General features: G+C 61.0%; 1 protein-coding gene and 2 pseudogenes. 2 read left to right on the top strand and 1 reads right to left on the bottom strand.

Translation table 11 applies throughout. The features are described from left to right. Positions 1 to 181 (bottom strand): annotated as a pseudogene (locus tag VGP39_RS10655) (urea ABC transporter substrate-binding protein); the annotation flags it as partial. Between the two features lie 539 nt (positions 182 to 720). Here VGP39_RS10655 and VGP39_RS10660 point away from each other — a divergent pair. Next, positions 721 to 2,157: pseudogene (locus VGP39_RS10660) on the top strand (DEAD/DEAH box helicase). A 24-nt stretch (positions 2,158 to 2,181) separates the two neighbouring features. Then, a partial coding sequence (infA, locus tag VGP39_RS10665; protein WP_327568068.1) for a translation initiation factor IF-1 occupies positions 2,182 to 2,373 on the top strand: 192 nt, incomplete at its 3' end.

Raw genomic sequence — 2,373 nt, forward strand, 5'->3', positions numbered from 1 at the left:
GCGTGGTTTCGCTGATGGCCATGGTGCCCGAAAGTGAGTGAAGGACGCCGACCTTAATGGTGTCATCCGCCGCTTTCGCGGGTGCAAATGTGGCCAAGCCCAAAACCAAGCCGGCACTTACCGCCAGCCAACGGCGCCGGCTCATGGGTTTTGCTATGGCGTAAGTCAAATCGGTGATCATGTGCTGTCATCTCCCTGGCGCAGACGTAAAGACGCTGCGAACGGCCCCACGGCCGCCTGCGGTTAACGGAATCGCAAGAAGCATGCCACGGTGCAAAAATGGCGTAACCGGATGAGGTCGCTAGGGAATCCGGAATCGGACACGGCCTTCGTTTCGGTATTGCCCAAACTTTAGCCTCAAAAAATGTATGCGTAGTCGGCATTTTGTTTATTTAATAAGCAAACTGCAACAATTGCCTAAATTTCCGACAGCGGATTTACGCCGAAAAAACCGAGTTTGGCCGCGCCTGTTAACCCGATGGACGGGACTTTTGACGATTTACCTTGAAAGCGCCGCGTTCGTGTTCCATATCAGCGCCAAGACCTTGAGAATCATATGCTTGAGAATCATCAGGTCATTGCGAGCCGCGTGTTCTGAGCCCGTCCAACGGTTTCTGGCTTGCCCCTTCAGCTAACCAAAACCGACGCCCCAAACACGCGGGTGTCTTGAGACACCCTCGCGCGCTCCTGGCGGATTCCGCCGGGCGCCTGCTTTCACATATGGAAAGAACCAGACTTTTGACCTCCTTTCAGGATTTCGGCCTCGCCGATCCCATCTCGCGTGCGCTCAAGGAAGAGAACTACCTCACGCCTACACCCATCCAGGCTCAAACCATTCCCCTCGCGCTCGCCGGCCGTGACGTCGTCGGCATCGCCCAGACCGGCACCGGCAAGACCGCGGCGTTTGCGCTACCCATCCTGCACCGCATCCTGCAGAACCGCATCAAGCCGCAGCCCAAGGCCTGCCGCGTGCTGGTGCTGAGCCCGACACGTGAACTGTCGGGACAGATTCTCGAAAGCTTTAACGCCTATGGCCGCCACATGCGGCTGACCTCGGCGCTGGCGATCGGCGGCGTGCCGATGGGACGCCAGGTCCGTTCGATCATGCAGGGCGTCGAAGTGATGGTCGCCACCCCCGGCCGCCTGCTCGACCTCGTGCAAAGCAACGGGCTGAAGCTCGGCCAGGTCGAATTCCTCGTGCTCGACGAAGCCGACCGCATGCTCGACATGGGCTTTATCAACGACATCCGGAAAATCGTAGCGAAAACCCCGGTCTAGCGGCAGACGCTGTTCTTCTCGGCGACCATGCCGAAGGATATTGCCGAACTCGCCGAGCAGATGCTGCGCGATCCGGCCCGCGTCGCGGTAACGCCTGCGGCCACGACCGTCGAGCGCATCACCCAGCGCATCATTCAGGTCGACCATTCCGCCAAGCCCGCGCTGCTGGCGCAGCTCTTGAAGCAGGAGCAAGTCAACCGGGCGCTGATCTTTACCCGCACCAAACATGGCGCCGACAAGGTGGTGAAGGGCCTGGAGCGGGCCGGCATCACCGCTGACGCCATCCACGGCAACAAGTCGCAGAACCACCGCGAGCGCGTGCTGGCGGCATTCCGCACCGGCGAGATCCGCACCCTCGTCGCCACCGACATCGCCGCGCGGGGCATTGACGTCGACGGCATCAGCCATGTGGTGAATTTCGATCTTCCGAACGTGCCCGAGACTTACGTGCATCGCATCGGCCGCACCGCGCGGGCCGGCGCGGATGGCGTCGCCATCTCGCTGGTCGCGGGCGGTGAGGAAATGGCCTACCTGCGCGACATCGAAAAGCTGATCCGCATTGCGTTGCCGCGGGAAGACCGCCGCACGCCGGGTCATCGCGATACGGCGCCGGCTCCGGCGCAGCATCGCGGCGCGCGATCCACATCCCATGGCCACGGCGCAAGAGGTCATGACGCGGCCCCCGGATCGAAAGGCCCGCGCCGCCGCCGTCGTCCCGGCGGTAACGGAAATACGCCACAAATCAGCCGGCATGAGCCGTCACGTCCATCGCAAGCCGGCAAGAATCAGGTCAAGGCTGAAGGGATGCAGGGCGTTGCCTTTTTGCATCGCGAAAGCCGCCCGAACACCCAACCCAACCGTACCCACCGGCCACGTTAATCGTCGATCGATCTGGAGATAACCATGGCTAAAGAAGAGCTGATCCAGTTCGAAGGACTGGTGACCGAAATCCTTCCCGATGCGCGCTATCGCGTGCAGCTCGATGCCGGGCATGAAATAGTTGCCTACACCGCGGGCAAGATGAAGAAGAATCGTATCAAGACGCTCGCGGGTGACCGGGTCACCATCGAGATGTCGCCCTACGATCTGGAGAAA

This window comes from Bradyrhizobium sp. (assembly GCF_036009065.1).
GTDB lineage: Bacteria > Pseudomonadota > Alphaproteobacteria > Rhizobiales > Xanthobacteraceae > Bradyrhizobium.